20 protein-coding genes and 1 riboswitch are annotated in these 25,754 nt (G+C 45.8%); of the genes, 15 read left to right on the top strand and 5 right to left on the bottom strand.

Going from position 1 to position 25,754, the window contains the following annotated elements; all coding sequences use genetic code 11:
- The first annotated feature begins 153 nt into the window (after window positions 1–153).
- Complete coding sequence (locus HMPREF0240_RS03280; protein WP_009002025.1) at window positions 154–2,883, top strand: glycoside hydrolase family 2 TIM barrel-domain containing protein; 2,730 nt, start codon at window positions 154–156, stop codon at window positions 2,881–2,883.
- Window positions 2,884–3,369: 486 nt separating this feature from the next.
- Window positions 3,370–4,401 (top strand): NUDIX domain-containing protein, encoded by a 1,032-nt coding sequence (locus HMPREF0240_RS23740; RefSeq protein ID WP_148486276.1) that lies wholly within the window; start codon window positions 3,370–3,372, stop codon window positions 4,399–4,401.
- Window positions 4,402–4,472: 71 nt separating this feature from the next.
- Here HMPREF0240_RS23740 and HMPREF0240_RS03290 read toward each other — a convergent pair whose 3' ends face one another.
- Complete coding sequence (locus HMPREF0240_RS03290) at window positions 4,473–5,270, bottom strand: DeoR/GlpR family DNA-binding transcription regulator (RefSeq protein WP_009002027.1); 798 nt, start codon at window positions 5,268–5,270, stop codon at window positions 4,473–4,475.
- A 120-nt stretch (window positions 5,271–5,390) separates the two neighbouring features.
- On the opposite strand from HMPREF0240_RS03290, the gene HMPREF0240_RS03295 reads away from it, so the two are divergent.
- The 7 genes from HMPREF0240_RS03295 to HMPREF0240_RS03330 all read left to right on the top strand — a co-directional run bounded on the left by HMPREF0240_RS03295 (window position 5,391) and on the right by HMPREF0240_RS03330 (window position 12,194).
- A complete protein-coding gene (locus HMPREF0240_RS03295) occupies window positions 5,391–6,035 on the top strand; it encodes an HAD family hydrolase (protein ID WP_009002028.1) in 645 nt (214 codons plus the stop codon).
- A gap of 134 nt (window positions 6,036–6,169) precedes the next feature.
- A complete protein-coding gene (locus HMPREF0240_RS03300; protein WP_035312316.1) occupies window positions 6,170–6,949 on the top strand; it encodes an SDR family oxidoreductase in 780 nt (259 codons plus the stop codon).
- Between the two features lie 140 nt (window positions 6,950–7,089).
- Window positions 7,090–7,170, top strand: a riboswitch (ZMP/ZTP riboswitch).
- Window positions 7,171–7,381: 211 nt separating this feature from the next.
- On the top strand, window positions 7,382–9,622 hold the full coding sequence (pflB, locus tag HMPREF0240_RS03310) for a formate C-acetyltransferase (RefSeq protein WP_009002031.1): 2,241 nt from the start codon (window positions 7,382–7,384) through the stop codon (window positions 9,620–9,622).
- A gap of 29 nt (window positions 9,623–9,651) precedes the next feature.
- Complete coding sequence (gene bilS / locus HMPREF0240_RS03315; protein ID WP_009002032.1) at window positions 9,652–10,149, top strand: flavodoxin family protein BilS; 498 nt, start codon at window positions 9,652–9,654, stop codon at window positions 10,147–10,149.
- Window positions 10,146–10,646, top strand: a complete 501-nt coding sequence (locus HMPREF0240_RS03320) for a DNA-deoxyinosine glycosylase (RefSeq protein WP_009002033.1) — start codon at window positions 10,146–10,148, stop codon at window positions 10,644–10,646. The genes bilS and HMPREF0240_RS03320 overlap by 4 nt, the downstream gene beginning before the upstream one ends.
- Before the next feature lie 165 nt (window positions 10,647–10,811).
- Window positions 10,812–11,438 (top strand): GTP pyrophosphokinase, encoded by a 627-nt coding sequence (locus HMPREF0240_RS03325; RefSeq protein WP_009002034.1) that lies wholly within the window; start codon window positions 10,812–10,814, stop codon window positions 11,436–11,438.
- A gap of 141 nt (window positions 11,439–11,579) precedes the next feature.
- A complete protein-coding gene (locus HMPREF0240_RS03330) occupies window positions 11,580–12,194 on the top strand; it encodes a nicotinamide-nucleotide adenylyltransferase (protein ID WP_009002035.1) in 615 nt (204 codons plus the stop codon).
- An 829-nt stretch (window positions 12,195–13,023) separates the two neighbouring features.
- On the opposite strand, the gene HMPREF0240_RS03335 is transcribed toward HMPREF0240_RS03330, so the two are convergent.
- Entirely contained in the window at window positions 13,024–13,683 is a 660-nt protein-coding gene (locus HMPREF0240_RS03335; RefSeq protein WP_009002036.1) for a hemolysin III family protein, read from the bottom strand.
- Between the two features lie 354 nt (window positions 13,684–14,037).
- On the opposite strand from HMPREF0240_RS03335, the gene HMPREF0240_RS03340 reads away from it, so the two are divergent.
- On the top strand, window positions 14,038–15,621 hold the full coding sequence (locus HMPREF0240_RS03340; protein ID WP_009002037.1) for a DEAD/DEAH box helicase: 1,584 nt from the start codon (window positions 14,038–14,040) through the stop codon (window positions 15,619–15,621).
- Between the two features lie 76 nt (window positions 15,622–15,697).
- On the opposite strand, the gene arcC is transcribed toward HMPREF0240_RS03340, so the two are convergent.
- From arcC to HMPREF0240_RS03355, 3 genes are all read right to left on the bottom strand, one after another.
- Window positions 15,698–16,630: a carbamate kinase gene (arcC, locus tag HMPREF0240_RS03345; RefSeq protein ID WP_347462558.1), complete on the bottom strand. Its 933-nt coding sequence runs from the start codon at window positions 16,628–16,630 to the stop codon at window positions 15,698–15,700.
- 119 nt (window positions 16,631–16,749) lie between these two features.
- Window positions 16,750–17,301, bottom strand: a complete 552-nt coding sequence (locus HMPREF0240_RS03350; RefSeq protein WP_035312318.1) for a prolyl-tRNA synthetase associated domain-containing protein — start codon at window positions 17,299–17,301, stop codon at window positions 16,750–16,752.
- A gap of 89 nt (window positions 17,302–17,390) precedes the next feature.
- Window positions 17,391–19,022, bottom strand: coding sequence for a DUF975 family protein (locus HMPREF0240_RS03355; RefSeq protein WP_009002040.1), 1,632 nt, complete (start codon window positions 19,020–19,022; stop codon window positions 17,391–17,393).
- A 179-nt stretch (window positions 19,023–19,201) separates the two neighbouring features.
- On the opposite strand from HMPREF0240_RS03355, the gene HMPREF0240_RS03360 reads away from it, so the two are divergent.
- The 5 genes from HMPREF0240_RS03360 to HMPREF0240_RS03380 all read left to right on the top strand — a co-directional run bounded on the left by HMPREF0240_RS03360 (window position 19,202) and on the right by HMPREF0240_RS03380 (window position 25,751).
- The gene (locus HMPREF0240_RS03360; RefSeq protein WP_009002041.1) at window positions 19,202–20,722 is read left to right on the top strand and encodes a sugar ABC transporter ATP-binding protein; all 1,521 of its coding nucleotides are present in this window, start codon (window positions 19,202–19,204) and stop codon (window positions 20,720–20,722) included.
- A 3-nt stretch (window positions 20,723–20,725) separates the two neighbouring features.
- Window positions 20,726–21,727: an ABC transporter permease gene (locus HMPREF0240_RS03365; protein ID WP_009002042.1), complete on the top strand. Its 1,002-nt coding sequence runs from the start codon at window positions 20,726–20,728 to the stop codon at window positions 21,725–21,727.
- The gene (locus HMPREF0240_RS03370) at window positions 21,724–22,716 is read left to right on the top strand and encodes an ABC transporter permease (RefSeq protein ID WP_009002043.1); all 993 of its coding nucleotides are present in this window, start codon (window positions 21,724–21,726) and stop codon (window positions 22,714–22,716) included. The genes HMPREF0240_RS03365 and HMPREF0240_RS03370 overlap by 4 nt, the downstream gene beginning before the upstream one ends.
- Window positions 22,717–22,775: 59 nt before the next feature.
- The gene (locus tag HMPREF0240_RS03375) at window positions 22,776–23,906 is read left to right on the top strand and encodes an autoinducer 2 ABC transporter substrate-binding protein (protein ID WP_009002044.1); all 1,131 of its coding nucleotides are present in this window, start codon (window positions 22,776–22,778) and stop codon (window positions 23,904–23,906) included.
- Window positions 23,907–23,984: 78 nt separating this feature from the next.
- Window positions 23,985–25,751 carry a histidine kinase gene (locus tag HMPREF0240_RS03380; RefSeq protein ID WP_035312320.1) on the top strand — a complete coding sequence of 589 codons (1,767 nt, stop codon included), beginning with the start codon at window positions 23,985–23,987 and terminating at the stop codon, window positions 25,749–25,751.
- Window positions 25,752–25,754: the final 3 nt, after the last annotated feature.

Here is a 25,754-nt window from a genome sequence, read left to right on the forward strand (position 1 = left end):
AGCAATTTCCAATGATATAATATCTCCATAAATAGACTAAAACATGGTTAAAGCCAGTCAATGAACGAAGCAGCAGGGGGCAGTACTGGAGTTGGCACAGTATCAATAGATCCAGTATGCATATACTATCATAAAGTTTAGAGGAGAAGACAGATGAGATATAATTTCGACAGGGAATGGAAGTTTTCACTGGGGGATTTTGGCATTTTGCCGGAAACCCTGACACACGGTGATGTCTATGGTTTCGCAAAAGCAGGGGGAATTACCGGGGCAGCGGCACTGGAATTTGATGATACGCTCTGGCAGGATGTGGATCTGCCCCATGACTGGCAGCACAACCAGAGTTTTGACAGAACAGCGGCGGCGGATCATGGTTACAGGAAGGGCCTTAAGGGCTGGTACCGTAAAAAATTCTGCCTGAGTGAATCTGACAGGGAACGCGCTCTTAGAATTGTATTTGATGGGATTGCCGGGATCTCAGATTTGTACCTGAACGGCTGCAAGATATATCATAATGAAAGCCGCTACAACAGCTTTTCCATAGATATTACAGACATAGCAAATTATGGTACAAAGCCGAATATTTTGGCGGTGGAAGTAGACTGCAGCATCTGGGAAGGATGGTGGTATGAAGGATCCGGGATTTACCGTCATGTCTGGCTGCATAAAGAAGCTCTGGTACATCCGGTCTATAACGGCATTGCCGTAAACTCTGAAACGGGACAGGACGGCTGGGACACCCGGATTGAAGTTGAACTTGAAAACTCATCAGGTGTGGAGCAGCAGTACCAGTGTACGGTTGAGATATGTGATAATACAGGAACCGTAATGCCAGGTATGCAGCACAGCACGGAGGGAATCACAGCTCCTTTTGAAAAGATCAGACAGTCCTTTGAAATGAAATTGGCAGATCCTGAGCTGTGGGAGATAGACCGACCATATCTGTATCATTGTAAGGTACGGCTGAAAAACGGTGATATGTCGGATGAAACTGATATTCCATTCGGCTGCCGTACGATCGAAATTGATGCAGACAGGGGATTCCTGCTGAATGGAAGGGCAGTGAAGCTGCTTGGCACATGCAACCATCAGGATCATGCGGGAATCGGGGCGGCACTGCCGGACGAGGTGCAGAGATACCGTCTGAAGATATTAAAGGATATGGGCTGTAATGCCTACCGGTGTGTTCACCACAATCCAACCCCTGAACTTCTGGACTTATGCGATCAGATGGGGATTCTGGTAATGGATGAAAACCGGGCATTCAGTACCTCAAAAGATGTAATGGAACGGCTGGAGGGGATGGTGCAGCGTGACAGAAATCATCCAAGCGTTGTAATATATGCGGTTTTTAATGAAGAACCCCTGCAGGGAACCGCCAAAGGAAGAAAAATGGCGGAAAGGATGGTAGCCCGAATAAAAACGCTTGATGCAGGCCGCCCTGTCCTGGGAGCATTTAATGGCGGATATATGGAAGCTGAAGGGGCCGCCACAGCATTTGACATAACAGGGATCAATTATTATATAGACAGCTATGATGCGTTTCACGAGATGTATCCGCAGCAGCCCATTGTATCGTCTGAATTAGTGTCTGCATTTTCTACCCGGGAGACCTGCAGGGATAATGTGCAGGAGCAGATATTCAGCAACTATGATGAAAATACCGCTCCCTGGGGGCAGACAGTACGGGCAGCCAATCAGGCGGTCCTGACGAGAGATTTTGTGATGGGCATGTTTGTATGGACCGGATTTGATTACCGGGGAGAACCATCACCTTACGAATGGCCAAGCGTAAGTTCACATTTCGGAGTCATCGATGCGTGTGGATTCCCGAAAGACACTTATTATTTATATAAGGCATACTGGAAAAAGGAGCCAATACTTCATATACTGCCGCATTGGAATCATAAAAAGGGAGAGCAGATCCGGGTTATGACTTACAGCAATTGTGAGGAAGTGGAACTCTTCTTAAATGGCCGGTCAATGGGAAGGCAGCCAAACGAGATGTATGAGCAATGTTCCTGGGAACTGGAGTTTGAGCCGGGTACAGTGCGCGCTGCAGGGTATATTTCAGGAAAGCAGGTAACAGAGGCTGAGCGGATAACGGCAGGGGAAGCAGTGTCATTCAAAGTGGAGTCCAACCGTAATTACGTGAACTACAGTACAAAGGACGCCCTGATCTTAGACATATCGGCCGTTGATGCGAATGGAGAATTCCAGCCTCAGGAAGAAGGATATATAGAAGTATCGGCAGATGGAGCGTATCTTCTTGGAGCAGGAAATGCCAACCCTAACAGCCATGACCGCGAAGATATTGGCAGGGTCAGGTTATTCCGGGGGCGCTGTCAGATTATCCTGCGGGCGGAGGATCGGGAATATATGAGCGTAAGAATAAGTTCAGAGAAACTTGGGGAATTCAGCGGACGATGGGAAATACGCAGGGACGGCAAAGAACAGGAGATATTAAGTGTAACCACAGCGTTAGTCGGTGGCTGGAGGATGTCACATAAGGCGGAAAAGGAAAAACCGGAGCTGGTCCTTGTGATGGATAAGTCTGATATGAATACACTGGAGCCTGTGGAATTCGAAGGTAAGGCGCAGTCACAGATGACTGGAAAAGCCGGGTGGTATTGCCTTTACCGGACAGCAGAACTATCCCCGAATGACGCCGGCAAAACCCTCTGTTTTAACAAGGTGGCAGGTGATGTTGAAATATATCTGGGAGAGGAATGCCTGACTAAAAAATCCTTTGGAATGGCGGGAGGAGTGACAGTTATAATCCCCTGTTTATCTCAGGAAAACTGCGTGCTTTCTGTAATAGTGAGGAATACGGCTACAGATCTAAAAGCAGGGATATTTGAACCGGTAATGCTGATTCCATAATGAAACAGGAAGATAGGGGACGCTAAGAAACCGGGAAGCCTGCCCCCTGCCTGGAGCATATATGCCATTTGAAAAATCCGCTCCGTTTACGTAAGAGGCCCTAAAGGAAGAAACAGAGAAAATGGCGGTCCAGCGGCATGCAACCCCAAATTTGATAATTTGGGGTCTTAGGCCGCTTCAGAATTTGCCGTGAGACGGCAAATTCTGCCCACCATTTTCTCTGTTTTTTCCTTAAGGGCCTCTAACGTAAACTCTAGGACTTTTCAAATGGCATATATGCTCCAGGCAGGGGGCAGGCTCCCCGGTTTCTTAGCTGGTACATCAGGCCGGCAGAAAAGTTCATCTGCGGGAGTGGCTCCGAGCCGTGGCAGCGTATTAATTCGCATGGTGCGCCTCTGCTTATTGCTGTGAAAGTAGTAAAAGCTGCAAAATCCCATTCGGTTGTGTTAGAATAAAGAAAGATAAAATTGGATGGGAGATGGAAGCATGTTCAGATTGAGTACTTTATGTTATATCGAAAAAGATAACCGTTATCTGATGCTGCACCGGACTGTGAAGAAGAACGATGTAAATAAAGACAAATGGATTGGTGTGGGCGGACACTTTGAAGATCGGGAGAGCCCGGAAGAATGTCTGCTCAGAGAAGTTTGGGAGGAGACTGGCTTTACCCTGACCTCCTACAGATACCGCGGACTTGTCACCTTTGTATATGGGGAAGATACTGTGGAATATATGTCTCTGTATACTGCAGATGGTTTTACCGGAGAACAGACTGCCTGCAATGAAGGTCAGCTGGAATGGGTGGACAAGAAGGCAGTTCTGGGCCTGAACATATGGGAAGGTGATAAGATCTTTTTCCGTCTTCTGGATGAGGAGAGAGAATTCTTTTCTTTAAAGCTTGTATATGATAAGACAGATACGCTTCAATATGCTGCGCTGGATGGAATAGAGATGGAATTATTTGATATTCTGAATCCTGATGGCAGCAGGACTGGTATTGTAAGGGAGCGGGGCGTCGCTCACCGTGAGGGGAGTCTTCATGCTACCTCTCATATCTGGGTGGTGCAAAAAAATGAAAAGAGCGGCTATGATGTCCTCCTGCAAAAACGCAGTGCCGCTAAAGATTCCAATGCCGGGTGCTATGATATTTCATCGGCAGGGCATGTGGCAGCGGGGGATGAATATCTGAATTCAGCAGTAAGAGAGATGCAGGAGGAGCTGGGAATCCAGGCCGATCCTGAAGAGCTGCAGTTTGTGGGCATTCATCACGGGGGTTTTGAAGATGTTTTCTATGGCATGCCATTCAGGGATGATGAGCTCAGTTCAGTATATGTGTACAGTGAACCTGTAGATATAGCCGGACTCAGCCTGCAGCAGGAGGAAGTCGAAGAAGTAATATGGATGGACTACAGCGAATGCCGCCGGGGAATATTGGACGGCACTCTTGAAAACTGTATCTATATAGAAGAGTTTGAGATGGTCGGCAGATACCTCGGAGTGCTGAAGGGTGATTGTTAAGCCGCTGAATCCGTCTGCTGCAAAAGAAGCGGCGGCTGATTAAGCCGGACCCTAAAACTGTCCGGTTTATATCAGCAGAGTATTAACCCGGAATTTATCTTTTCTAACTTTTCCTTTCTGTCGGTGTCCAGTTCGTCATCAGTTAGAATGTAGTCAAAATCGGACAGCTCGCCATACTTGACAAAGCTGTTTCCTGAAAACTTTGTGTGGTCCGCCATGAGAAAGGAGCATGTGCTCTGCGCACAGAAGGTTTTTTTCAGAGCAGCATCCAGTTCATCCGTTGTTGTGATGCCGAAATCCAGCGAACAGAACAGGGTGCCCACAAAGCTTTTATCCACGTGATAGTGCCTGCAGAATTCTATAGTTGAAAGATCAAGAGTACCGCCAATCTGCTCCTGATAAGTTCCGGGAGCCACAATGAGCCGGATCTTCCGATTCGTACTGAGCTGCTGAATGGCGGAGAGGGAGTTAGTGATCAAAGTGGCATGGACGTCAGGAAAATATTTTATAAGCTGGATGGTAGTAGTACCCGAATCCAGGAAAATTGTGTCGCCTTCTTTGATAAAGCTGGCGGCTTTTTTTCCGATTGCCAGTTTATACTGCATCATTTTTTCGTTTCGGGAAGAAAAATTAGGAACCACGGCTCTGTTTTTGCTAAGATGGGCGCCGCCGTAGTGCGTCTCCAGGATTCCCTGTCTGGCGAAGAAGTGGAGGTCCCTCCGGATGGTCATGGGGGATACGGCAAATTCCTGGGCCAGAGCGTTAACAGAAACCTCCCCATTATCTTCAAGTATCTGCAGGATCTTCTGGCGCCTGCTGATTCCATCAAGATATGATTCTGTTTGATCTGGTTCGTTCTGATGATCCATAGCACAAATTCTCCTTTAATATTTATTTGAAAAGAACATAAACAAACATTAATGAATGTTTCTATATGTGTTATTATAAACGTGAAATAAATGAAATACAAGGCAGGAGGTACAGGAAACTTGAAATATGATACAGTAATTTTTGATGTGGACGGGACTTTAATTGATACAGAAAAAACGATTCTGCTGTCGCTGCAGCATATGCTGCTACGGATCAAAGGGCAGATGTATGCATATGAGGAACTATATTTTGCGCTGGGGATCCCGGGGGCGAGGGCTATAGAGCTGCTGGAAATCAGGGAATCGGATAAAGCCATGGAGATGTGGCTGGGCTACTGTGACAGATATGAATTTCTTCAGAAACCATTTGAGGGAATGGGGGAAATACTTCAGGATCTGAAGGATGCAGGACTTAGGCTGGGAATCGTTACTTCAAGAACAAGGGACGAATTTAAAAAGAGTGTGGAGAGATATGACTTCATTCGAAATTTTGAAGTGATTATCTGCGCGGATGACACAAAAAAACACAAACCGGCCCCGGAGCCAATCCTTGCGGCGCTGGATAAAATGCAGATTGCGCCGTCCCGCGCGCTGTATGTGGGTGATTCCTCTTATGATATGGCATGTGCGAAAGCAGCAGGGGCGGACGGTGCACTGGCTTTGTGGGGGGCTCACGAGGTAGAAAAAATTCCTTCAGTATACCGTCTGAAGGCCCCTGGAGATATCAGTAGAATTCTTACGCAGGATGCGCTGCATTCCGCATAATCGGGACTATAAAAAGATGAAAGATTTTTCTTTTGGGATTTTTTAAAAATCTGAATATTCGGCTTGACATTTATTTAACGAACAAATATTATAGAGATAGATAAAAAATTAACAAACAAAAGGAGATGTTAAAATTGGGGATTTTTGATGGAAAAGTCGCGATTATTACAGGTGGGGGCAAGGCAAAATCAATTGGGTACGGAATTGCTGTTGCATACGCAAAAGAAGGTGCGAATCTGGTATTGACCGGCAGAAACGAACAAAAACTGCTGGATGCAAAGGAAGAGCTGGAGCGTCTTTACGGAATCAAAGTTCTGCCTCTTACTGCGGACGTAACACCGGACGAGGAATCCGAGGAGAAGATCAAAGAAGTGGTTCAAAAAACAGTTGATACATTCGGCAGAATTGATGTCCTGATCAACAATGCACAGGCTTCCGCATCCGGCATCCCGCTTTCCATGCATATGAAGGATCACTTTGATCTGGGTATTTATTCCGGACTGTATGCAACGTTTTATTATATGAGAGCCTGCTATCCTTATCTGAAAGAGTCACAGGGATCAGTCATCAACTTTGCGTCCGGCGCAGGTCTGTTTGGGAATGCAGGACAAAGCTCCTATGCTGCGGCAAAAGAGGGTATCCGAGGCATCTCCCGAGTTGCAGCTACAGAATGGGGCAAGGACAACATCAATGTCAATGTAGTTTGCCCGCTGGCGCTGACTGCGCAGCTTGAGAATTTTAAAGAGGCATATCCGGAAGCGTACGAGAAGAATCTGAAAGCCATTCCGATGGGGCGCTTCGGAGATCCGGAGAAGGACATCGGGAGAATATGTGTACATCTGGGATCACCTGATTTTAAATATATGTCAGGAGAGACGATCACTCTTGAGGGTGGTTTGGGACTTCGTCCTTAATGGCAGGATTATATTTTTGTTTTGACATAGTTTTAACTGTTCTTCTAATTGTTCTAAATTAAAAAATTTCTTGCATTTTTGATGGTTTTGTGTTTATACTGAGAGTACGACATAAGTATTCAGGCTTCGTGGAGAACTGAAATGTTCTATGTGACTGACGGAAAAGTGGAGTATACCACATGGGAGCATAGAATAGAACGCCGACCGTCTGGGCAGCTCAATGATTTGGGCTGCCTTTTTTGTTTTCACATATATGTGCAGATTCTGGGAATGTTTATCTGGAATATGATGTTAAATGAGAAAGGCAGCGGGATGATTGGGAGAAATTTAATGGCCTGTGGTAATTGTTTCATACAGGGCTGTGCATTTATTGCACAGTCCGTATGAAAATGTTGAACAGCCATAATCTGTGATTAAGTGGAGGATAATGTCATGGAACAGAAAAATTTTGAGCAATGGAATGGATTTGCAGCGGGAGATTGGCAAAAAGAGATTAATGTCAGGGACTTTATTCAGAAGAATGTGACGCCTTATGAGGGCACGGACGAGTTCCTGGAAACTAAAACGGAGAGGACAGACCGCCTGATGGAGCGCCTGAACAGTCTTTTAAAACTGGAGCAGGATTTTGGCGGAGTGCTGGACATTGATACGCAGTCGGTATCGTCGCTGACCGCATATCAGCCGGGCTATCTGGATAAGGAAGAGGAACTGATTGTCGGACTGCAGACAAACCGTCCGTTAAAAAGAGGGGTGAATCCTTTCGGCGGCATCAATATGGCGAGAAAGGCCTGCAAGGCGTATGGGTATGAGCTTTCTGACAAGATTGAGCAGGAGTTCCAGTACCGGACAACCCATAATGACGGTGTTTTCCGTGTGTATACAGAAGAGATGCGGAAAGTGCGGCATGCAGGGATACTGACGGGGCTTCCGGATGCCTACGGAAGAGGCCGGATTATCGGGGATTACCGCAGGGTAGCCCTGTACGGTGTGGATATTCTGATTGAAGAGAAACAGAACGATAAGCAAAGAATCGGCGAGGGAGACTTTGATGTTGAGTCCATCCGTCTGTCTGAAGAGGTGTTCCAGCAGATTAATTTCCTGAAAAAGATGAAGGAAATGGCAGAGATGTATGGTTATGATATTTCTGAACCTGCACATAATGCCAGGGAAGCAGTCCAGTGGACCTATTTTGCATATCTGGCAGCTATTAAGGAGCAGAACGGTGCGGCCATGTCACTTGGCCGGACAAGCAGTTTTCTGGATATTTATATTCAGAGGGACATTGAAGCGGGTATGCTCGATGAGGTGCATGCTCAGGAGCTGGTTGATGACTTTGTGATGAAACTGCGTATGGCAAGGCATCTTCGTACCCCGGATTATAATGAATTGTTCGGCGGAGATCCGATGTGGATCACTGAATCTATCGGCGGCATGGATGAGCAGGGCCGCACGCTTGTGACAAAGAACAGCTTCCGTTTCCTGAATACACTGTACAATCTTGGACCTGCACCGGAGCCGAACCTGACTGTGCTGTGGTCTGACAAGCTTCCCCAGGGATTCAAAGATTTCTGTGCAAAGGCATCCATCGATACGGATGCGATCCAATATGAGAACGATGATCTGATGAGACCGGTATACGGAGATGATTATGGGATTGCCTGCTGTGTATCTGCCATGAAGATTGGAAAGCAGATGCAGTTTTTTGGGGCAAGGTGCAACCTGCCGAAGCTTCTTCTGCTGGCACTCAACGGCGGATATGACACGTATTCTAAATTTGCTGCAGGACCGGAGATGCCGGTATACGAAGGGGATATACTGGACTATGATGTCGTCATGCAGCGGTTTGAAAAGTACAGAGAATGGATCTGCCGCCTCTATATCAACACCTTAAATGTGATCCACTATATGCATGATAAGTATGCCTATGAGAAGACGCAGATGGCGCTCCATGATACAGAGGTTGAGCGTTTCATGGCGTGCGGAGTTGCCGGTCTGTCTGTACTTGCAGATTCTCTGAGTGCGATCAAATTTGCCAAAGTGAAAGTAGTAAGAGATGAGAATGGGTATATTGTAGATTTTGAAACAGAAGGGGAATTTCCTACCTATGGAAATGATGATGACAGGGTAGATGAGATTGCTAAAAAAATCCTGGCAGATATGTCCGCGGAGCTTAAGAAGACGAAAACATACCGCAATGCAGTGCATACGCTGTCTGTACTGACAATCACATCCAATGTAATGTACGGGAAGAAGACCGGAGCGACTCCGGATGGACGCAAGGCAAAAGAACCATTTGCACCTGGCGCAAATCCGATGCACAACCGGGAGAAAAACGGTGCGCTGGCTTCTCTGAATTCGGTAGCCAAGCTTTCTTATGAGGATTGCCGTGACGGAATCTCCAATACATTTTCCATTACTCCGGATACGCTGGGCAAGACAGAAGAAGAGCGCCGCGAAAACCTGGTGAACATACTGGACGGATATTTCAGACAGATGGCACACCATATTAATGTAAATGTGATTAACCGTGCCATGCTGATGGAGGCATATGAGAATCCGGCAAAATACCCGAATTTGACAATCCGCGTTTCCGGGTATGCGGTGAACTTCCACAAGCTGTCCAGGGAGCAGCAGAAGGAAGTAATTATGAGGACTTTCCACGAAAAGATGTGAAATTAAAACAAAGAAAAGAAGGGATTAATATGACATATGAGATCGTATTTGACAGTGTAACCGGCAATACGAAACTGCTGGCTGAGAAGATAAAAGAGTGCATGGAAAACGGTGAATGCAGTTATTTCGGCAGCCCTGCTGAGGCTCCTGCACAGGCAGATATGATATTTGCGGGATTCTGGACAGACAAAGGCAGCTGCAGCGAGAGCATGAGGGCATTTCTTGAAGGGCTTAAAGACAAAGACGTATTTCTGTTCGGCACGGCGGGCTTTGGGGGGATGCAGGAATACTTTGAACAGATTTTGGGCAGTGTAGAAGCATATATACCGGAAAGCTGTACCGTTAAGGGAACATTCATGTGTCAGGGCAGGATGCAGGAAGGCGTAAAGCATCGCTATGAGGCTATGCTGGAGCAGAATCCGGCGGATGAACGAATCAAGGCCATGCTGGCTAACTTTGAAAAAGCACTGCCCCATCCCGACAGCGGCGATTTACAGGAACTGGAAGAAGGTCTGAAGAAGCTATGAGCAGTGCAGAACAGGTAACCCACGAGTTTGAGCCCGTATTCGACGAGCATTCCAGGGTGCTGATACTTGGCACCTTCCCCTCCGTAAAGTCCCGGGAGAATCAGTTTTACTACGGACACCCACAGAACCGTTTCTGGAAGATTATGGCACGTTTAACCGAGAGCGATGTACCGGAGACAATTGAAGAAAAGAAAAAGATACTGCTGGGGCATGGCATTGCAATCTGGGATGTCATCGCCAGCTGTGAAATCCAGGGATCCAGCGACAGCAGCATTCGAAACGTCGTGCCGGCAGACCTGTCCCGGATACTGGACAATTGCAGCATTACTGAGATCTATGCCAACGGAGGGACTGCAAAAAAATTATATGAAAAGTACAGCAAGGTAAAGACAGGCAGAGCAATAACCGGTCTTCCGTCCACCAGCCCGGCAAACGCTGCCTACTCAGTAGACCGGTTGATGGAAAGCTGGGGAGAAATAAAAAAGTTTATTTTTTGAGCAAAGGGGTCAGACCCCTTTGCTCTTCTTTCTGTTTACAGGAGTTTAACGTAATGGTAACAATCGTACGCTAGTGGTATGTTCCGACGGCTGTTAACATATATTAGTAAAAGACTCCATTGTGCTGCAAAATATGAAATATTAACAGAGAGAAGTATTGTATGAATGAAAAAGAAAAATAATAAGTTGAAAGCGAATTTAGTAAACAGTGATTTTACGGTTAAGGGAGAGTGTGCGATCAGCCTGCTCCTGACTAAGCTGGACATCATCAATATTGAGCTGTCGATGGAGCTGGACCGCAATGTGATCCAGATGAAGACAGGGCGGATGAAGTCTTATGAGAGCACCTGCAAAAAAATGGACAAAAAAGGACTGGATAAAACCTTTTCAAATGCACTGGAAAAAATAAATGATCTGATCGGTGTGCGGGCAGTATGTTCTTATATGGATGATATTTACCGTATCGCGGAGATTTTTGCGGAGCAAAAGGATGTCAAGATTGTAAAAGTGAAGGATTATATAAAAAATCCAAAGTCATCGGGCTACCGGAGTCTTCATATTATAATGGAAATACCGATTGGGTTCCAGGGAGGCACCCAGTGGATGAAGGCAGAATTGCAGCTGCGGACCGCAGCCATGGACTATTGGGCCAACCTGGACCATCAGCTGCGGTATAAAAAAGGCCGGCGTGAAGCGGAGCTGATAGACAGTGAGCTGCAGAAATGTTCGGAAACCATAGGAAAATTGGACCAGACGATGCTGGAGATAAGAAAGAAGATCGATAAAATATAGAAAGTAATTCTGAGAGAATAACAAGACAGTCATATTTGCTTTCTTGGAAAAACTGTATTATACTGATACTACGCGGGATATGAGCCGGCAAATAAAGCGCGGCGCCCATACCCTCACAATACGGGAGAGGAGCCGGAAAAAATGGTTGAGACAGGGGTTATACATGGAAGGTTTCAAATCTTTCATTTAAAGCATATGGAATATTTACTGGCGGCAAAAATGAGATGTAAAAAGCTCTATATAGGAATCACACATTCAGATATCTCATCATTCGCCGCAACATCCGATCTGGACCTGCACGGAACAACAAGGAGAGATAATCCGCTCACATATTTTGAGCGCCTGGAAATGATAGAGGGAGCCCTTGCTGATTTTGGGGTAAAGCGTGAAGAGTACGAGATCATCCCGTTCCCGATCAGCCACCCCGATCTCATCCTGCAGTATGCGCCTAAAGACGCAACTTATTATATGAGCATCTGCAGTGACTGGGATGAAGAACGCTGCCAGATCCTCCAGGGACTGGGTCTGGAGACCGAGATATTATGGCGGAAGAGCAAAGAGGAAAGAGGAATCACCGGAGATGAGATCAGAAGACTGATTGCCGGGGATAAAGAATGGCAGCAGTATGTGCCTAAGACGGTGAGCGAATACATCACCACTCACTCTATCCATGAGAGGATACGGGGGGGGGGCAGTATTTGTATGAATAGGTGGGGCGCTGCCGGAGCCGGACATAGGGATGGCTGGAAACGGTAGGGGGCTGCAAGCTGGAGTAGAGGAAAAAAGACGGCAGACAGGGGGAACCTGGACACATCACCCAAAGCCTTGATGGCTTTGCGCGCTGGGTCCAGGGAATATTGTAATTCGGAATTACAATATTCCCCCCTGTCTGCCGTCTTTTTTCCTCAACTCCAGCTAACAGCCCCCAAGACGCTTCCCGCCATCCCTATGTCCGGCTCCGGCAGCTTGGTGCATCAAGTCAGAAATAATGCACAGGTGGGGCGTAAACGGGAGAGGCGGATGTGTTTGGCTGGAGATGCAGTATATTGGCATTATAAGGTCTTTGAATTTCACATATCCATTTTTCACCAGTGTGAGATACCGGCCAGATAATGTAGGGTAGAAAACTACGAACAATTATCCACCAAGCAATTTAAGGCTATCCAATCCCCAGCCAGTCAATTTCCGCTTCTCCAACTCCATCCGCCTCCCCCGAAAGCCCACCCCCATAAGCAGTGCTCCATAAATCCTGATGAAGCCCAGCCTGTCTGGAATGGGGAACGGGAGGACACCGGGAAAGAGGTGAGGGGTTCTGGGAGTTTAGAGTGTGCGGTCTAGAAGTACTTACACAAAATAAGCTGTCCACGAGGGATGGAAAGTGATTTACCAAATCACTTTCCAGTACAACTAAGACGAGAAAGCATCAGGCTTTCTCGTTGAATGTTGTACGTGCCCTTGTGGACAGCTTATTTTGTGTTAGTACTTCTCCGCAAACGGGTGACTCCCAGAACCCCTCACCTCTTTCCCGGTGTCCTCCCGTTCCTCATTCCAGACAGGCGGACCAACTAGCCAATTATCCCCCTGCTTAAGGAAGCAAAAAAGCATACATCAGTACGAAGTGGCAGGCGCTCCCCCCCATTACGAACAGATGAAAGATTTCATGGCTTCCGAAGTTTTTATGTTTGTTATCGAAGATCGGTACTTTCAGTGCGTAGATGATACCGCCGATTGTGTAGATGATACCTCCTGCCAGGAGCCAGAGGAATGCGGCCCTGGACATGTTGTTTAGGATCTGGGTGAAGGCCAGTACGCAGGTCCATCCCATTCCGATGTACAGAACGGAAGATACCCATTTCGGACAGAAGACCCAGAATGCTTTGATCAGGATTCCTACAATTGCGATGCCCCAGACAAGTGTCAGAAGGATCCGGCCGGTTTTTCCGGGGAGTACCAGCAGGCAGATCGGTGTATAGCTTCCCGCAATCAGAATAAAGATCATCATATGGTCAATCTTCTTTAATATAGTATTTACCTTTTCAGATAAATCAAATGTATGATAAGTTGTGCTGGCTGCATATAATAAAATCAGGCTGGCTGCGTAGATTGCCAGGGAAACCACGTAAATACTGCCCGGTTCCTGTGCGGCCTTTATCAGTAATGGAATAGCTGCGAAGATTGCCATCAGCATCCCTATGAAATGTGTTATCGCGCTGCCCGGATCTTTAATGTGTTGTTTTTTATTCATAATATCACGCCTCCTGAAAATGAAAACTTTTACATGTAGTATTGAAAACTACGTTTAGTATATGCATATATTACAACTTATATTACCAAATTGCAAGTACCTGGGACAGATTATTTGTATTTTATTAAAAACAGATATTTTCCTACAAACTCACATATCACCTAATATGTATAAAATACTTGTGGTAAATACAGGCAGGCCGTTCTCAAAATTGACAATCGGCCGCAATTCTGTTATGATATCAGTTGAGACTATTTGTATATCCTTTACTTGGTGTTCAGTAAAGGGTATTTTTTTGAGATTTTAAAGGACTGTAATAACGTACAGAACTTAGTTTAAGATTAAAGGAGATTTATGGAAGAAGCAAGATTTGAAGATTTGGGACTTTGTCCCGAGATAGTAAAAGCAGTTAAGAAAATGGGCTTTGAGGAGGCATCGCCGATTCAGGCAAAGGCAATTCCGGTTATGAAGTCGGGAAAAGATATTATCGGCCAGGCACAGACCGGGACCGGTAAGACGGCAGCTTTTGGAATTCCACTGCTGGAGAAAATTGAGCCTAAGAATAAGAAACTGCAGGCAGTTGTTTTATGCCCTACAAGAGAGCTGGCTATCCAGGTTGCGGAAGAGATCCGTAACCTTGCAAAATATATGCACGGCATCAAAGTACTGCCCATTTACGGCGGGCAGGAGATTGTAACACAGATCCGTTCGCTGAAGAGCGGCACGCAGCTGATCATCGGTACCCCGGGGCGTGTGATGGACCATATGCGCAGGAAGACCATCAAGATGGATGAGGTTCATACTATTGTTCTGGATGAAGCAGATGAGATGCTGAATATGGGATTCCGCGAAGACATTGAGACTATCCTGGAAGGGGTTCCGGAAGAAAGACAGACCGTGCTCTTTTCCGCTACGATGCCCCAGGCAATTCTGGATATTACAAAGAGATTCCAGAAAAATGCAGAGATCGTTAAGGTAACGAAAAAGGAACTGACGGTTCCGAACATTGAGCAGTATTATTATGAAGTGAAACCAAAGAGCAAAGAAGAAGTTCTTGCCCGCCTGCTGGATATTTACAGCCCTAAGCTGTCGGTTGTATTCTGCAATACAAAAAAACAGGTAGATATTCTTGTAAACGGACTGCTCGGCAGAGGTTATTTTGCAGCCGGACTCCACGGGGATCTGAAACAGCAGCAGCGTGACAGGGTCATGCAGGGATTCCGTTCCGGGAAGACAGATATTCTCGTGGCAACAGATGTGGCTGCAAGAGGAATTGATGTGGAGGAGGTGGAGGCCGTATTCAACTATGACCTGCCCCAGGATGACGAATATTACGTACACCGTATCGGAAGAACCGGAAGGGCAGGACGTGAGGGACGTTCCTTCTCCTTTGTTTCCGGAAAAGAAGTCTACAAGTTAAAAGAGATCCAGCGCTACTGCAAGACCAAGATCTATGCGCAGAAAGTGCCTTCTTTAAATGACGTTGCAAATACAAAGATGGAAAATATACTCGGAGAGATTGATAATATCATTGAGACAGAAGATCTGACCAAGTATCTCCAGGCAATTGAAAACAAGGTAAATGAATCCGATTATACAGCCATGGATATGGCTGCGGCCTTCCTGAAACTGAGCTCCGGACAGAATGAAGTAAGCCCGGAAGAGATGGAATTTGGTGATACAGGTGCAGAGGAAGCAGGCATGGTCCGCCTTTTCATTAATATCGGTAAGAAAAATAAAGCAAAACCAGGAGATATTGTTGGGGCGATTGCCGGAGAGAGCGGTATACCTGGTAAATTGATCGGTTCCATCGATATGTACGATAAGTACACCTTTGTGGAAGTGCCCAAAGAATACGCAAGAGAAGTACTCAGTGCAATGGATCATGCAAAGATTAAAGGGAAAAATGTAGCAGTGGAGCCGGCGAACCAGAAATAAAAGGAGGTTCGGCTGCACAATATGAAATCCCCCATTTGTCAGGTTTATATACCGGACAAATGGGGGATTTTTAAAATCAGCGGATTATGGTTCCTGCTTTTCCTTTCATTCCCTCGCCTACTTTATCAAAGGAAGTGATAAGTGCGCTGCGTCCTTCACGCTGCTCTATAAATTCTACTGCTGCCTGGAATTTGGGCAGCATATTGTAGATGCCGAAATGGCCCTGTTCCATATATTCTCTGGCTTTCGCTGCGGTAATCTCGCCGAGCTTCTCTTCATCCGGTTTGCCTAGGTTGATGCATACCTGTTCCACGCTGGTGAGGATAATCAGCTCATCTGCATCGACGCCCTCCGCCAGTTTGCCGGCCGTCAGATCTTTTTCAATAACAGCACTGGCGCCCTTTAAGTGGTTATCCTGTTCCAGTACAGGGATACCGCCGCCGCCACAGGCGATCACAACCTGTCCCGCATCCAGCAGGGCGTTCACAGCATCCAGTTCTACAATCTTAACGGGATGAGGCGCTGAGACTACACGGCGGAAGCCTTTCCCAGGTTCCTCAATCACATAATTTCCTTTTTTGCGTTCTTCATTGGCTTCTTCGGCTGTCATGTAACGGCCAAGCACTTTCGTCGGGGTATAGAATGCTTCATCGTAAGGGTCTACGATGACCTGAGTCAATACGGTGCTGACGGTCCTGTAAATGCCCCGGTTCAGAAGCTCTTCCCGGATACCGTTCTGCAGGTCATAGCCGATATAGCCCTGACTCATGGCGGAGCAGACAGACATAGGCGCAGCTGTATAATCATCATGGGTCCTGCCGAATTCATTCATGGCAGTGTGGATCATGCCGACCTGGGGTGCGTTGCTGTGAGTAACGGCAACCTGGAAACCTTCTTCGATTAAGTCTGCAATAGACTTGGCTGTATTCTTCACGGCCACCTTCTGCTCTGGAAGCGTAGTTCCCAAAGCGCGGTGTCCTAATGCGACAACTACTCTTTTCTTCATAATTTGTCCCTCTGTTTCTTATTAGATTAGTATCAAATGAATATATAAAATTATATTATTTTTTTCGCGAAAAAGCAACGGTGAACTGTCCGGAGAAAAACAGGCGGACGGCTGAATGACGCTTAAAGCGAAACGACGCGGTAACGGTGCCCGGTATGTTTTAAAAACTTTTTCAGAATATCATCTGTCTTTATCTTCAGGCTTGTAGTATTCATACAGGGATGGCAGCCCATATATTCATTGTTCAGCAATTCCTTATCAATCAGCAGATCCACATACCAGTCTTTATCATTCATAAGTCCCAGCACGCTGACCGAGCCGGGGGACAGATCCAGATACTGCTCCATGTACTCCGGTTCCGCAAAAGAGAGGCGCGAGATCCCCAGCTGTGCCGAAAGGTCTTTTGTGAAAAACTTCTTCTCTCCGGGCATGAGCAGGAGGAAAAACGTGGTCTTCTGCCGGTTGCGCAGAAACAGATTCTTGCAGGGGAGAATGCCGAGTTCCTCCTCCACGGCTCTGCAGGCCTCAATCGTAGGTGCCACATCGTGATCTACTCCGTCGTAGGGGATCTTCAGCTGATCCAGGAGATCATATACATGCGATTCTTTGTCGGTCCGGCCGGAACAATCGGGTTTGGTTGTAAAATGCTCTTTGCTTACATAAATTTCACTCATAATTAAAATCCTTTCATAATTCAAGTATGTCCCGCATATCCGGTACGATGCACCGGAACAGGGCTCTATCTAAGGAAAATATTAAATATTCAGACATTCATAAATATCATTCCCGGATCCAGAAGCCGGGAAAGCAGCTCAGGATGCAGCGCCGCATATACAAGGTCTGATACAAAGAGTACACACAGCACAATGCACAGGGCCATCCGTATAAATAACGGAAGCCGGGAGAAAAGGTCATCCCATCTGGGCGCCAGATAATACAGAAAAGCACAGCCCAGCATTGCAAAGAATACGGCGCCTCCAAGGAAAGTGCGTCCATTGAAGTTCATAAAATAACCTGTGTAATCCGTGCGCACGATATCCCATTCGTATTCCAGCAGCCAGTTCATCAGATACTCGATTACCAGGTAAGCGGCCATGATCAGAGTAAAAGATAGAATCGGCCTGTGCACAAACTTTTTGACAAAAACAAGTAATATGACGGCACAGACTCCATATAGAGGAATCCATGGACCGAACAAATATCCGCGGTTTAGAAATACTCCATCCCGTACCAGGTGGATGACGCTTTCCAGGATCCAGCCAAAGATAGAAAAGGCGAAAAACAGGAAAACACAGGATACAAAGCTGTATTTTTTGTCAGCCTGTATGGGAGCCTTGACGGCCTTTTCATGGGGCTGGATGGAATACAGGAATACCGGATACTGTCCCGGTGCAAAATAGGAGATTTTGGTATAGGGCCCTTCTGAGTCATCGTAGAGCGCCTTGCTGATCAGCAGCTCATCTTCGGAGGGAACCCGCTCCAGCAGTGGATCATTGAACGCTTCGTAGCCGGCAGCGCGCGAAAGCACATAATTGCGCCTTAGTTCCATGTAGAGTTCAGCATCTGTTCCCGTAATATAGGGGTTCACATATATAAAATCCAGTACTCCGAACGTCAGAAGCGAAAGGATCTGCCAGCCCAGAAAAGAGAAGTGGAGCAGAAACATCTTCCATTTATTCCCATGCATCAGCTGTTTGGACAAATGAAATGCATCCTTGCGGGAAATGGCCGGATTCTCTGCGAGTATAAAGGGAATCATGCTGTATTCAAAGTACTTGATAATCCCGCCTGCGATGGTAAGATTCCAGAGCCACTGGAAAACATTCCGGCAGAACATGATCCAGGCCGGATTGCTTATGTATCTCAGTTTATATAGAAAGAATATCTTGCTGATCCTCGTCTGGTGGTATTTCCTCGCCTCCAGAAAAAACCTCCGTTCGCCGATCAGGACAGGATTGGCAATAAAAATCTGAAAGAGGACGGCGAAAATTGCACCCGCAGCCAGGAAAAGTGAGGAGAAGTAGGAATGATCAGTAAAAACACTGTTCACGGTCTTAAGTATGGAAAAAAGAATGGACTTTCCGCTGGTATATGTGTCAATGAGCAGGTCTACGGCGGTATTGACAGGGGCAGGCAGAAGAACTCCCTCCTGTTTCGTATCCGCAATCTGTCCTACGGTATCTGTGATAACAGCTGAATTAGACTGCCCGCCGATGGCAGCCGGTTCGGAATCTGCATGCACTTCTGTTTCCGGATTATACTGGTTAATAAATGTGGTCGAGGAAGTGTAGGCGGTCGTCAGCATTGCAGCCAGAAAACAGACTGCAATCATGCGCCAGTAATTAATTTTTACAGAAAACCGTGCCTTTTGCTTTAGTACTTTTCTCCTCCACATAAATGGAACCTCCGTAGAACATGATGATTATCTCTATTATAGTCAAGAAGCAAAAATAACGCAATCATAAACAGCAATTATCCTGAGTTTGAATTTTATATAAAACCATTTAGATTTTCCATGTTTATTCAGAGGCAAATCCGGTACTATTTTTATAAACAAAGGAGGGAGGATACAGCATGGGACAGACAATATTGGAACTGCATGATATTGTAAAAACATTTCCCGGAGTTCTGGCATTGAACGGTATTAATTTTAATCTGCAGGGCGGTGAGATACATGCGATCTGCGGAGAAAACGGGGCCGGGAAGTCCACGCTGATGAAGGTGGTATGCGGCGTTCACGAGGCCGACAGCGGAACAATGGTGGTAAATGGAAAACAGGAAAATTTTTCGAACCCAATGGAAGCTTATGAAAAAGGCGTATCCATTATATTTCAGGAAACAAGTCTGTTTGAGGAAATGACAGTGCTTGACAATCTGTTTCTTGGACATGAAAAGACTAAGAAAGCGGGAATTATAAAGGTACTGGATTACGGCGGGATGAGGAAAGAGGCGGAGAAGATTTTTCAGCGCCTGAATACAAAAATCAACCTGGATGCCCAGATAAAGACATTGGGCATGGCGCAGAAGCAGATGGTCGAGATCGCCAAGGCGCTGACTTTTGACGCAAACATCATTATATTCGATGAACCGACCGCGTCTCTGACGCAGCGCGAAGTAACGGCATTGTTTAAAATCATTAATGACCTGAAAGCAAGTGGACTTGGGATTGTTTATATCAGCCATCGTATGGAAGAGATATTTGAACTGTGCGACAGAGTGACAGTTGTCAGGGACGGACAGTATATTTCTACAAAAAATATTGCAGAGACCAATAAAGACGAGTTAGTGGCGGACATGGTCGGACGGAAGATGGGAAGCTATTATCCAAAATCAGAGACGGCCATAGGTGAAGAGATTTTCCGGGTAGAAGGATACTACGATGAAGGGTTCCTGGAAAATATCAGCTTCAATGTAAAGAAAGGCGAGATTTTAGGCTTTGCCGGACTGGCAGGCGCAGGGCGGACAGAACTGATGGAATCCATTTGCGGATTTACAGGCAGGGCGGCCGGAACTGTATGGCTGGAAGGAAAAAGGCTTCATATAAAAAACTACAAAGATGCTATGGCCAACGGGATAGTATACGTATCTGAAGACCGGGGCAAATACGGGCTGATTGTTGACATGAGTATTCAGCAGAATATCTCGCTTCCGCAGCTTGAAAACTTCAAAAAGGGACCTGGTTTTCTGGATGTGAAGAAGGAGAGCGATAAAGGCGCAGAGTATATAAAAGAAGTGGGGATCAAAGCTCCGGCACCGGACTTTCTGGTGGCAAACTTATCAGGAGGAAACCAGCAGAAAGTGTCGGTATCAAAGGCACTGGCCATGAATCCCAAACTGCTGATACTGGATGAACCGACCCGAGGTGTTGACGTCAATGCTAAGGCTGAGATACATAAGATTATCAGTGAACTGACCCAGAAAGGGCTTACAATTATCATGATTTCCTCTGAGCTTCCCGAACTGATTGGAATGTGCGACAGAATATATGTCATGAAGGACGGTTATATAGCAGGCAGTTTTGACCGTGAAAATGTAACTCAGGAAAAGATACTGACGGTAGCGCTGGAGTCTAAGAAAGAGAAGCAGGAGGGATAACAGATGAATGAAAAGAAAAAGAAAGCATCCTTTCTGACAACAGAATTTTACCTTGCAATATTTCTGGTAGTGGTACTATTGCTTCTGGGGGTGCTGGCAAAGGATTTTTACTCGATTAATAACATGATGAGTCTGCTGAATACATTCAGTTATATATTGATTTCGGCAATTGGCATGAACATGATCATTATTACATCGAACATCGATGTTTCCACAGGCGCGCTGATATCAGTTGTATGTCTGTTTACGGCGGCTCTTGGAAAAGCGGGAGTTCCTTTTGCGGGGCTGCTCCCGGCGGCCATGTTGATGGGTGCCGCGTTAAGTACCTTGAACGGTCTGTTTATTACTAAGATGAAGATACCAGCTATCGTGGCAACTCTGGCTACGACACAGATCTTTCAGGGTGTGCTTCCTCTGCTGGTGGAAGGGTCAATATATGACCTGCCGCAGAGCTTTACATGGCTCGCGTTTGAGGCAAAAATATTCGGAATTATACCGGCAAGTGTTTTGATCTGCCTGATTGTGACCGTAATTGCACTTATATTTATGAAGTACTCCAAGTTTTCAAAGAAAATTTATGCAATCGGAAACAATGCAAACGGCGCGAGACTGGCCGGTGTCAACGTGAACCGGACTGTGGTAATTACATATGCAATAGCAGGGGCTCTGTTTGGTATTTCAGCTATTATTATTGCAACGGCCGGACAGCGCGTTACAAACACGATGGGAACCGGACTGGAGATGACCTTTATAGCGGCGGTAGTTCTTGGAGGGACCAGTACAGCAGGTGGTTCGGGAAAAATTATTGGTACGGTAATAGGAGCATTTATTCTCGCAATGATAGCGCCTGCAATTAACTATCTGGGGATCAGCCCCAACTGGTCAGATGCTGTAAAGGGCGCAATCATTATTATCTCTGTGGTTGTAAGCGGAGCAAAATATCTGAAGAAAAAGAGGGTGATTCCGGCAGAAAAGCTGGCAAAAGCAGGAGGTGAGGCATCATGAAGAAAAAATTGCTGAAATTTTCTTTTAATAAAGCTCTGTTTCTCATATGGCTGATCATATTTTTCGGGATTGCCATAAAAAGCCCTTCTTTTCTCACGGCGCCTTACATCATTAATGTAATGCTCAGGAACATTGTCGAAATCGGAATGGTCGCTCTGCCAATGACGCTTATTATTATCACAGGAGGGATCGACCTGTCAGTAGGCAATACCATGATTCTTTCCGCTATGCTGGGGGGGATTGCGTATACCAGATGGGGAACAGCTGCAGCCATTCTGGTGACACTGCTGACCGGTGCAGCCTGCGGACTGCTCAACGGAATTATTATTGCCAAGGCCAAAATATCCGCAATGGTAACAACGCTGGCTACCATGTACCTGTTTTTAGGGCTTGCGAGAGGAATTTCCAAAGGAGACAGTATTTATTCTTATGGCTTTGCAGAATTTCTGGGCAACATTTCTATCTCAGGCCTGCCGATACAGATCTGGCTTTATATTATCCTTGCAGTCATCTTTACACTGCTGCTTGGGAAAAGTATATTCGGAAGAAAATTATACGGGATTGGGCTGAATATTAACGCTACCAAGTATTCTGGTGTCAATACGGACCGCATGCTCATCCTGATCTATACATTATGTGGAATTATCTGTGCCATTGCTGCATTTATATTCCTGGGAAGATTTACAAGTGTGAAATATGACGCAGGCACCAGCTTTAACCTGAAAGTTATTACCATCGTGGTTTTAGGCGGAACCAGTATCATGGGCGGCGTCGGTGACATGAAAGGAACGATCCTGGGCACATTGATTATCGCTACACTAAACAGCGGACTGACTGTCATGAATATTCCAATTGATGTACAGACCATTGTACAGGGGATCGTGTTAATCATCGCATTGATCGCATGTGCAGTTGTAACAGAGAGGTCAAAGAAGAAGAGAATCATCAAAGTAGATACGGGGGAGGGAATAAAATCGGAAACAGCGTAAAAAGGGATTGTAATACGAAAGTATTATATATACAATAAAAAGGAAAGGAAAGAGGAAGTATGAAAGCAAAAGAGTTAATGAAAAAGGTAGTTGGCGGAACATTGGTTGCTGCAATGGCAATCACAATGCTGGCAGGGTGTGTTTCTAAGACGGAGGCACCCAAAGCAGACACAAAGACGGAGGATTCAGGCAGCAAGGATTCAAAAGACGATGGGGATATGACCGTTGCAATGCTTCCTAAGTTCAAGGGTGAGAATTACTTCGATGCCTGCAAGACAGGCGCTCAGGAAGCAGCAGACGAGCTGGGGATTACGCTTCTGTATGACGGTCCTTCACAGGATCAGGCAACAAACCAGAAACAGGTTGATATCCTGGAGGGCTGGATTGCCCAGGGAGTAAATGTTATTGTTGTATCACCTAACGATCCGACCGCTATTGCACCAACATTGAAGAAAGCACAGGATGCAGGAATCAAAGTAGTTACATTTGATGCAGATGCACAGGAAGATTCCAGAGATATTTTTGTAAACCAGATTACAGCAGAAAGCGCAGCAAAAGGACTTCTGGACGGCGCAGCAAATGACCTGAAAGACAAAGGCTATGGAGACAGCAAAACTGCTAACATCGCTCTTGTATCCAGTTCAGGAACAGATGCAAACCAGAAAGCATGGGAAGATGCAATCAACGCACTGCTTAAAACAGATGATTACAAGTTCATGCAGATCAAGAACCCGGAGACCGATGTATACTATCCTGGAACCGATGAGACAAAGGTAAACAGCGAATGTGCAACATTGATCGGACGTATGGGCGAAGGCGAAGATAAGATTCAGGCGGCAATTGGCTTGTCTTCTATGGCAACACCGGCACTTGGAGCACAGTATCAGTCAGCATCCAGCAAACCGGACGCAAAAGTAGTTTCCATGACAGGTCTTGCAACACCGAACGCACTTAAAACTTACATCAAAGACGATGAGAATCCGCTGAATGCCGGTGTTCTCTGGAATTGTATGGATCTTGGATATCTTGCAGTTCAGACCGCTTATCAGCTGTCAGAAGGAACCATTACTCCTGAATCAACAAGCATTGATGCAGGAAGACTTGGTGCAAAAGATATCGTAGATGCACAGTGTGTATTAGGAGATGCGCTTGTATTTGATGCATCTAATGTAGATGAATTTGATTACTAAATGATAGTATGATATCCGAGGGGTGCTGCAATTTGCAGCAGCCCTCCTTATGCTATAGACGGGAGTTTGGAGAAGGATATGAAAAAGCAGAAAGCGGGGACGAAACTGTCCATTACATATGCTGTATTTGTAATTCTGATGATAACTGTGGTAGCCGTGGTATTTTACCGGTACAGTAAAGATTCGATTTACGAAGACGGGGTCAGTAACCTGATTCAGACGACCGATGCTACAATGGAGCAGATTGATAACAGACTGGCCAATATGGAACAGGCCGCGGTGGATGTACTGACGAATGCTAATTTCCTGGATTTGTGGCAGGAATTTGCGGGAAGCTGGAATCAGGAGGACGGACAGGACGTTAAGCGGATTCTGGTAAATTCATATAAGAATAAATCGGATATCCGGCGTATTACAGTCTATGATAAGACCGGAAGCTTTATCTGCACCGGAGACGCGGAAGCAGAACGTGCGGACGTTGCCTCCCGGGTGGAGTACATCGAATCAAAATACAGCTTTAATGCGGCCGATAGCCGGGTGTTTCTGGGGCCGGCAGAAGATTTCTGGGCACCATCGACAAAAGGTGTTGTAATTACGGAAATTAAACCAATAAAAACTCCGTCAAAGGAGATTGTCGGTTATATTGAGGTACAGCAGAATTATTTTTACATAAGGAACATCTGCAATGTGAAGTGGAGCGGCAATGATTTGAATACAATCGTCTTCATAGGAGAACAGGAGGATTTGTTTTACGCAGATGTAACCTGGAAGAATCCGGAAGATAAGATATGGCATTTTGCTGAAATGACGGAACAGTATGTGAAGGTGAGGGACACAGGCTCGGAGATCGTAACCATGGCCAGTTCCAATTATTACTCCTGCAGAACTGTAATTGTACTGCCGGAAAAGGTGCTGTACAAATCTTTGAGAAATACGATACAGGGAATTGTTCTCGTTGCGGTGCTCCTGATTGCTTTTACGATCATCTATATTTTATTTGTAACAAAAAAAATAATGCGTCCTATTGACACTTTTGTAAAAATGATGCAGGGGACAAAACTTGAAAATTTTACAGAGCATCAGCTTACGATGGACATGGACTGGGAAACAAGAATTCTTGTCACTGCTTTTGAGGATATGGCGGCGCGCCTGAGAAAGTCCATGGAGCGGGAGAAGCAGATGGCAGATGTACAGACAAAAACATTGTTCGGCATACTGCAGTCGGAGATCAGTCCACATTTCATGTACAATACGCTGGGAAGTATTGCGAATATGTGTGAAAACGGTGAGCAGCAGGAAGCGGCAAATGCCTGTTACTGTTTGTCTGAAATTATGCGTTACGCATCCGATTATACAACGGTAGAAGTGACCTGGCAGGAAGAACTGGATAACCTGAAGGCTTATCTGGCTATCATGAAAAGCAGATACCGTCAGAGGCTGGATTATGAAATAACAGTGCATGGAGATCTGGATTATTTTATGCTGCCGAAAGTGACGCTGCAGCCCCTTGTAGAAAATGCGATCAAGTACAGCCTTCTGGAGTCAGAGCATGTGTTTATACAGATATATGTAGTGGAATTTGACGGCTATGCCTTTGTGGAAATAAAAGACAACGGCTGCGGTATCACTCAGGAAACCGTTGAACTGGTGAGAAGCAGAATTGAGACATTCCACCGGGATCATGGTTCCAAGGAAATTTCAGATAATCTTCAGTTTGGCGGTATGGGACTGAGCGGAACCCTGATCCGTCTGTCGATCTTTTTTGGCGAGGATTTTTCTTATACAATATTAGGCGAAAATGATACTGGCGGGTCAACAATTGTATTGAAAATGAAACTGGAGTAATGG

It is taken from the genome of Clostridium sp. D5 (genome assembly GCF_000190355.1).
Lineage (GTDB): Bacteria > Bacillota > Clostridia > Lachnospirales > Lachnospiraceae > Faecalicatena > Faecalicatena fissicatena_A.